General features: G+C 44.8%; 6 protein-coding genes and 2 pseudogenes. 4 read left to right on the forward strand and 4 right to left on the reverse strand.

Features of this window, described 5'->3' with window-relative positions:
* Positions 1 to 219 precede the first annotated feature (219 nt).
* Both H1P_RS34620 and H1P_RS37115 read right to left on the reverse strand, forming a co-directional pair.
* Positions 220 to 1011, reverse strand: coding sequence for a class I SAM-dependent methyltransferase (locus H1P_RS34620; RefSeq protein WP_222427399.1), 792 nt, complete (start codon positions 1009 to 1011; stop codon positions 220 to 222).
* 310 nt (positions 1012 to 1321) lie between these two features.
* Entirely contained in the window at positions 1322 to 1483 is a 162-nt protein-coding gene (locus tag H1P_RS37115; protein WP_186376326.1) for a hypothetical protein, read from the reverse strand.
* 79 nt (positions 1484 to 1562) lie between these two features.
* Here H1P_RS37115 and H1P_RS34625 point away from each other — a divergent pair, with 79 nt between their 5' ends.
* Positions 1563 to 2993, forward strand: coding sequence for an isochorismatase family protein (locus H1P_RS34625; RefSeq protein WP_144876207.1), 1431 nt, complete (start codon positions 1563 to 1565; stop codon positions 2991 to 2993).
* 194 nt (positions 2994 to 3187) lie between these two features.
* On the forward strand, positions 3188 to 3883 hold the full coding sequence (locus tag H1P_RS34630; RefSeq protein ID WP_144876209.1) for a glutathione S-transferase family protein: 696 nt from the start codon (positions 3188 to 3190) through the stop codon (positions 3881 to 3883).
* A gap of 3 nt (positions 3884 to 3886) precedes the next feature.
* On the opposite strand, the gene H1P_RS34635 is transcribed toward H1P_RS34630, so the two are convergent.
* Positions 3887 to 4528 carry a TetR/AcrR family transcriptional regulator gene (locus tag H1P_RS34635; protein WP_144876211.1) on the reverse strand — a complete coding sequence of 214 codons (642 nt, stop codon included), beginning with the start codon at positions 4526 to 4528 and terminating at the stop codon, positions 3887 to 3889.
* Positions 4529 to 4830: 302 nt separating this feature from the next.
* On the opposite strand from H1P_RS34635, the gene H1P_RS34640 reads away from it, so the two are divergent.
* Positions 4831 to 6066: an FAD-dependent oxidoreductase gene (locus tag H1P_RS34640; protein WP_144876213.1), complete on the forward strand. Its 1236-nt coding sequence runs from the start codon at positions 4831 to 4833 to the stop codon at positions 6064 to 6066.
* A 321-nt stretch (positions 6067 to 6387) separates the two neighbouring features.
* A pseudogene (locus H1P_RS39725) lies at positions 6388 to 7305 on the forward strand (AEC family transporter).
* Here the strand turns inward: H1P_RS39725 and H1P_RS34650 are convergent.
* A pseudogene (locus H1P_RS34650) lies at positions 7302 to 7646 on the reverse strand (cation transporter); the annotation flags it as partial. The pseudogenes H1P_RS39725 and H1P_RS34650 overlap by 4 nt on opposite strands.
* Positions 7647 to 7905: the final 259 nt, after the last annotated feature.

The following is a 7905-nucleotide window of genomic DNA, read 5'->3' on the forward strand; positions in this document are numbered from 1 at the left end:
CTCCTCAGAATCGTGAGATGTCCGTATCGTTTTGTCGAATGGCTGAACCAAAATCGGCACGTATTTGCAGCTTATAAAGCCAGTTGTGGCTTTGTTTGGGCTTAATTTTTGTTTAAGTCCCGTTAATCAGTTGAGATACTTTCTTCAAAATGATTACCTCAAGTAACGGTTGGTACTTAGGCTAATTTTCATCATCCAAAGTTTTTTGTATCCAAAGAATTACGATACTTTTGTTTTTGGTTCAGCTAAAAATAAAGTTGTTTTATATACAAGACGATGGGTCGCTTGATTACGATCTATTAAACTTTTTAAGTCTGTAACTAGCTGTTGACGAATTTTTTCTTTGAGGGGAAAAGAGTAGGAACTAGCGCAACCAATCAATTCAGCTAAATCGACTGTCTGTTGATGAGCAAATTTATAACGACTAACATTCTGAAAATTGGGTATTAAACATGTATTCCAAAGAAGTAATATGCGAGCTGCCTTGACCAAACCAGATGGGAAATCATCATAAGGGGTAACTCTAGCTTTACCTTGTCTACCAGCCCTACGCACGAGTTTCTTATATTGACGACTAAAGGAGTCTCTGGTGTCCCAATGATTCCATACCAAAGCTAATTTACCTGACGGCTTGAGGATACGTTGGAACTCTCGTAAGCTATGCTCAAAATCAAACCAGTGAAACGCTGTGAAACAAGTCACTAAATCGGCAGTCTTGTCTGGAAGTTGTGTTACTTCTGCTGTACCTTCTTGAAATTCAATGAGGGGATGGGGTGTAGCAACTTGAATCATTGCTAAGTCTGGTTCAATCGCTATAACTTTTAGCCCTCTTTCAGCTAATTGACGAGAGCCTATCCCCGTTCCTGCTCCTATATCGACTGTGACGAGTTGCGATGGGTTGTCCAAACCTTCTAAAATTTTGTCAATAGCAAACTGTGAGTAGCTTGCTCGATATGTAGCGTATTCTGACGATACTTCAGAAAAAATGCAGTTAGTTGATGGCTGTTTCATTGTTAAAATCATCTGTAATCAATAAAATACATCACCCTAATCGAGCCAAAAATTCTCGAATCTTTGAGGTGACATTTGAGTATAGCGAATTGTGTCCTAAAGGATACCGCTCCGCGACCGAAGGAAGTCCTTTAGGGCATATAGTGAATGTTTTTATGCCCTAAATAATCTTGAATCGCCCTGGTGTCATGACCTTGAGCAGCCAAGTCGATTTTGAGCCATTCCAACCTGTTTTAATGAAGGGAAAAGCACACTAAATGGTTATTAACAGAAAGCAGAAAAAGTTGAAATTCAAGACTTTAGCTCCTTTCTACTGATTACTCCAAGAAAGAGTAACACCATTTTTAACAACAGCAAAACCTTTGATGGCTCTTATTTTACTTTGTTCGGCATTTTTTAACCATTCTTCTAACTTGGGTTGTTTTCGACGAATGCTTGTCGGCAAAATCCATTGCCAATATGAATTATTCATTTTAGGTTTTTGTCATACTATATAATACAAAATTAACTATATAACAGCTTCACTAAGACTCGATTCTCCTAGGATACAGATGAAATCTCTTTCTGCTCTTCTAATCATTGATGTACAAAATGACTTCCTAACCCCAGGAGGTGCATTTACTAAGCGTCATATTGAACCACAACAACTTGGCGATGCGATCGCTTGGTTAGTGCAAGCAGCAAGACAACAACAGCGACATATTGTATGGGTTACTTCTCATTATGGAGAAAATCTTGAAGCCCCAGAAAAACTAAAGGGCAAAACCCACCTTGGTAAACCCTGCTGTGTTAGAGATTCTTGGGGGAGTGAGATTGTTGCTGATTTGCAGGAAATATTTGCCAAAAAAAATGATAATGAAATTCACATTATCAAACATTGGTACGATGCTTTCTGCCAGACCAATCTTCATCAATGGCTGCAAGAGAATAACATTACTAAACTTTCCCTCTGTGGAGTTACAACCAACGTCTGTATATTTCACACAGCACAGACAGCCCTTCAGCTTGGCTATCAAGTTGAGATTTTAGAAGAAGCCACTTCTGCCAGTACCCACGGTAAACATTTGGTTGCCCTGCGATCGCTTTTAAAGCTCGGTGTTGGGAGCAAGCACTGGGGAGAACTTCTCTCAGAAGGCAATCCCGTTCGACTGACTAATATTGCAGGTGATAGTGTCTTACATTGTGCGTCCCTTTCGTCTTGCATTAACAAACATACATTTGAGACTTTAGAACGGGAAATTTCTTGGAATCAAATGAGTCATCGTGGTAGCGCAGTACCCCGTTTAATTGCGCTTCAAGGTACAAAAGAGGTTGATGGTGTAGAACCACTATACAGACATCCAGCAGACGAACAACCCCCGTTAATGAATTGGACTCCAACGGTTGACTTGATTCGTCAAGAAGTCGAACAAAAAATTGGGCATCCATTGAATCATTGCCTAATTCAACTGTATCGTAATGGTCGTGACTGGATCGGCGAACACGCTGATAAAACCCTCGATGTTAGGCAATCTTCGTTCATTGTCAATGTGTCTCTTGGCGTTACCCGAACAATGGTATTTAGAACCAAAAGCGATCGCCGTTCAGACGTACAGAAATTACCATTACCTCATGGATCGCTCTTTATGTTGAGTCTTAAAAGCAATCGAGCCTTCTATCATGGAATCAAGAAGCTGGGACTTCAAGGGACGGATGAACCTCGGATTTCGTTAACGCTGCGATATATCGGCACTTATTACGATCCTCATAATGGAGCAGTCTGGGGGATTGGTGCGCCCAGTAAAACTAGAGCAGAAGCTAATGCTAGAGCGAACTGGATCGAGACACTTTCCCCAGAAGAGCGGTTTGCGAAGGAGAAAGAAGAGGCGGAGCGGATGGTCAAGCTTTTTCGCGAGGAGAATATCGATAATAGCTTCGATGTAACCTCCTACCAGCCAGGATTTGATATTTTAAATTTTAGAGGGCTTTTGGGGCAGAAATGAGTTTGGCTCATGAACTGAAGTTACTTACTGAATTGCTGAGGGCTCAAGGTAAAACTTATATCAAGTACTGATAATATAATTACTTTATTAAAAATTATCCCCGTCTCCTAGTCCCCCAGTCTCCCTATCAACCAAAATATTTAACTGCTCAAACGAACCTGACATTATATCCCGCTATCTGGAGATCGAAGATAATGCATCAAGAAAGAACAGTTTATATTGTTAACGGATCGATACCCAGTTGGAGGGTATTAATTGCGCTAAATGAAAAAGACTTGTCGTTTGTAACCAAGCGATTATTTGTGATGCGTTCTCCGCGAGAAACCAAAACGCCTGAGTTTTTGGCATTAAATCCCAGAGGTCAAACTCCACTACTGATTGAACCTGACAATACTAAAATTAACGAATCATTGGCAATACTGCACTATCTTGAGTTGCGTTATCCTGAATCTTCGCTGCTGCCTCCGCAAAAAAATTGGCAAGAGTATGCGAATGCGATCGCTTGGATTCAAGAAGCAGAGACATTTGCCTGCGCCTATGAGCCGATGGAAAATCTGTTTCTCAAGAAGCCTTCAGAAATGAGTAATCCCGAAAAAGAAGAGATTAAAAACGCGTTAGCAGCCGTTATATTCGATCTCAACCTTTGGGAGAAACGAGCTGAAAAACATACCTTTATTGCCAGCGACTTATTCACCCTTGCTGATTGCTCTTTTTACCCAGTACTTGCCTACTTAATGCGAAGAGGTTTGATCTTAGATCCTTTTCCCAAATTGCGAGAGTATGAGCTTCGTGTTAGACAACGATTTTCGGCTCAAGCCTCTCGCCCAGAAGGTTGGTTGTACGATAAAACTTCTAAAACCAATCTATTTCGGCTGGCAGAAACGTTATAGTCTTCATGCTACTCTAAGCACACCACCGAGCATTAGTTGAATCGCCGACTCTGTATATCGCTCAATCATTTCTTGGCTTAATAAATCTTGCTCTGGAGTAAGATGTTTCAAATTTTCGTGAGCGTTAGCATAAAACACGCAACTACCAATAATCTGCAAGGTTGTCATATAGGTATCCAAAGGTCGGAATACGCCTTCATCGATACCTCTTTGAAGTATTTGCTCCACCATAGTAATTCCCATTTCCCAATTAGTAAGCTTGAAATACTTACCTTGGTTCTGATTTGCCTCTTGAAACAAAAGCATTCCTCGATAACGATGGTTAATTTCATAAGAAATTGCAGCTTTGAGTAAGTTAGCTAAAGCCTTGTCAGGCGATAATCCGTCTAAATTAGAATCTTGAATAGTTCGAGAAATATCATCTGCTGGACGCTGCAAAACTGTTTTATAAAGACCTTCTTTACTTTCAAAGTAATAATAAATCATACGAGAGGCTACTCCTGCTGCTTTAGCAATCCGATCTACTCTCGTACCTTTTAAACCTTGCTTGGCAAACTCAACTTCAGCAGCATCTAAAATTAGTTTTTTAGTTAAGTCAGCATCGCGTGTTCCTTTTACTTTAGCTGACTGTTTTGCTTTCGCCACAGAAGCCGTTCACCCCAATATTAAACTATAACTATCATATCCAACTCAGTAATAAAATGAACTACCCGCGATAAATCGTGAGTTTCTGCCTTCATCTGTCGATGCCTCCTACAAGCAAGCTTATGTTTGGTCTTAATCAACATCTTCAGTTCTTAGAACCGCACTTTACCTTCGTAGAGATGATGAATTGCTGAAGAAAGTTTAAAAAAATTCGTTAACAGTTGAACCAAATAATCGAGTTGTTCGCTATTATGAATTAAATATTTAATTAATTATCAACAAAACTATCCAGAGCTTCTTCTATGAGTACAAAATCTACAATTTTAGGCGATCGCGCCATAGTTATTGGGGGCAGCATTGCAGGACTTTTAACAGCCAAAATTTTGACTAATTACTTTGAACGAGTAACGATAATCGAACGAGATCGTTTTCCTTCTCAACCAGAACCGCGCAAAGGAATTTCCCAGTGTACCCAGCTTCATATTTTGCTCGCGCGAGGTCGTCAGATTATGGAAGAACTATTTCCTGGTATTTATGACGAGCTGATTGCCCAAGGAGCAGCAACCGTTGATATGGTGGGAGATGTCAAATGGTTCAACCCTTTTGGCTGGAGTAATCGTTTCCCATCAGGATTTATGGCTTTGTCTTTCAGTCGCTATATTTTGGATTGGCTAATTTATCAAAGATTAATAGCAATTGATGGTATCAATTTTCAAGAACAGGCTTACGCAACAGAATTAGTTCCCAGTCAGAACAATAGAGGTGTATCAGGAGTTAAATTTAAACAAAGAGACGGTACTGGAAAAAAAATAGAACAAACCTTAGCAGCCGATTTTGTGGTCGATGCTAGTGGCTATAGTTCTAATGCTCCTCAGTGGTTAAAAATGTTGGGTTATGATGCTCCAGAAGAAACCAGGATTACAACGGGTATGGGATATGCTAGTCGTCTGTATGAAATTCCTGATGACTTTCAAGAAGATTGGAAAGGAGCTTATATACAAGCTGCTCCTCCTCAGCGAACTGCAATGGGAGTACTTTATCCTATAGAAAATAATCGTTGGATTGTCGGGATTTGCGATACGACTCCTAAGCGTCCTTCAAAAGATGAAAATGCTTTTATGTCGGCACTGGAACAACTGCCATCACCAATTATTTACAACGCAGTTAAACAAGCAGAACCAGCTACACCTATTGACATCTATCATCCACCTGGAAATCGGCTACGTCATTATGAACAGCTTACTCGACAGCCAGAAAGGTTTGTCGTTTTGGGAGATGCAGTGTGTTCGTTTACTCCAATTTACGGACAAGGTATGACTGTAGCAGCATTAGGAGCGATGACGTTAGGGGAATGTTTGGCAGAAATTAGCCAACAAAGATCGTCAAATTTATCGGGATTAGCAAAGACGTTTCAAACAAGACTAGCAAAAATTAACGCCGATCCTTGGATTGCTGCTACTAGCCAAGATGCCAAATATCCCACTGTAAAAGGTATTAGGTGCTCATTGCAGAATATCCGTTGGTCGACATGGCGCTAAAATACTTGAGCGTACAAGTGTACGCAAACTTTCCGGGTGAACAATTTGTGACCATTTTAAGGGAGATTGAATGACACAAATGAAAAAAATCTGCGTTCAGGCTGATCCGATCGTCTCAGGGCTCTCGTAGATATGTTGACTTCGAAGGCGCTGGCAATTTCTCCGCTCGCCTCGAAATCACTGAAAGCGTTGAGCGTTAAGCATTTATTGGGCAGCAGGGGCCACCTTGCTGCCCTTTTTTATTGCTGATCGTTTTCTGGGTACACTTGCCAGCTTGGCCCGATAACTCGGTCCTATAAATAGTTCCTGTCTGGAGCGTTCATGGCTGCCGCGCTGGCGTTGTTTTTCAAGCTCATTCCCCTGTATGTGACCGTCGCACTTGGCTGGGTGGCGGGACGTTATCTGGACGCCAGTGGCAAGCATATCGCCGGCATCATGCTGTACATCGTCACGCCATCGGTGGTGTTTTCCGGGGTGATGGCGGCGCCGCTGTCACCGGAAGTCATTTTTCTGCCGTTCCTGCGTTCGGGTTGTCCTGTGTTCTTGGTATTGTCCAGCTGAAACTGGCGCAACGGGTGATCACTGATGGCAGTGCCAGCCTGATTCCATTGTGCGTGGGTTCGGGAAACACTGGCTATTTCGGGGTGCCGGTGGCGTTGCTGCTGTTTGGCGAGGAGGGCCTCGGGCTCTACATCGTGTGCATGCTCGGCACCACCCTGTTCGAAAATTCGGTGGGCTTTTACCTTGCGGCCCGGGGCCGGCATGACCTGAAATCGGCCCTGTGGCGGGTGGTGAAGCTGCCGTCGGTGTACGCCTTCCTGGCGGCGGTGTTACTGAACCTGTCCGGAATCCGCATCCCGGACCTGTTCCAGCCGTTGTTTGATAACCTTCGTGGGGCCTACAGCATTCTGGGAATGATGATCATCGGCATGAGGCATCACCAGTTTCCGGGGGCTGGCGGGCAATATCCGCTTCACCGGGCTGGCGTTCTTCGGCAAGTTTGTCGTCTGGCCGGCGGTGGCCATCCTGTTCTGGTGGCTGGATGCCAACGTTCTGGGCATCTACGAGCCGGCCGTGCACAAGGCCATTTTCCTGATTTCCATTACCCCGATCGCGGCCAACACGGTGGTCATAGCCACCATGCTGGATATATCGCCGAGGCAGGCGGCGGGCACCGTATTGCTTACCACCCTGTTTGCACTCGCCTTCATTCCGGTGATGATTTCGCTCGCGTTCTAACGGCTGCCGGTGCCCGCCGATACGGGCTGGGGATTGGCACTGCGAGCGGCGGCAATGTCGCTGCGGGCGTGACGTACCACACTGATGCCGGATGTCATCGCCAGGGTGCCCATGATGCCGGCCACCGCCAGATCCGGCCATGCGGTGCCCGTGCCAAACACGCCCAGGGCGGCTACCATCACCGCGACGTTACCAATGGCGTCGTTGCGGCTGCACAGCCAGACCGAGCGCATGTCCGAATCACCACTTCGAAACCGGAATAGCATCAGGGCAACAGCGACGTTGGCGACCAGGGCCAGGAAACCGACCGCGCCCATAGTCAGGGGTTCCGGCGTCAGGCCCGCCTACTGGGCAACCCAAATGGCGCGCAGCCAGACTACCCAACGCCCGAACGACCGGCCCCATTGGTCAGCCCCTTGGACTCCATCGGCCGCCCCGCCCGCAGCCCGGCCCAAGGGACCAGCCCCCACTGGGAACCAATACGCTCAAGGGGATCAAGCGCATGCTGGGCCAAGACTTCAGGTGCGTCCGAAACGAACCAGGTCCAGGATTGGCCGGCGCCCGATGAACGCACGACGCCCGGCAATTGAAACTAGGCCG

Source organism: Hyella patelloides LEGE 07179 (genome assembly GCF_900659865.1).
Lineage (GTDB): Bacteria > Cyanobacteriota > Cyanobacteriia > Cyanobacteriales > Xenococcaceae > Hyella > Hyella patelloides.

Bases quoted from the DNA above. Each gene is read 5' to 3' on its own strand.
- H1P_RS34620 (WP_222427399.1), bottom strand. From the start codon at position 1,011: ATGAAACAGCCATCAACTAACTGCATTTTTTCTGAAGTATCGTCAGAA.
- H1P_RS37115 (WP_186376326.1), bottom strand. From the start codon at position 1,483: ATGAATAATTCATATTGGCAATGGATTTTGCCGACAAGCATTCGTCGA.
- H1P_RS34625 (WP_144876207.1), top strand. From the start codon at position 1,563: ATGAAATCTCTTTCTGCTCTTCTAATCATTGATGTACAAAATGACTTC.
- H1P_RS34630 (WP_144876209.1), top strand. From the start codon at position 3,188: ATGCATCAAGAAAGAACAGTTTATATTGTTAACGGATCGATACCCAGT.
- H1P_RS34640 (WP_144876213.1), top strand. From the start codon at position 4,831: ATGAGTACAAAATCTACAATTTTAGGCGATCGCGCCATAGTTATTGGG.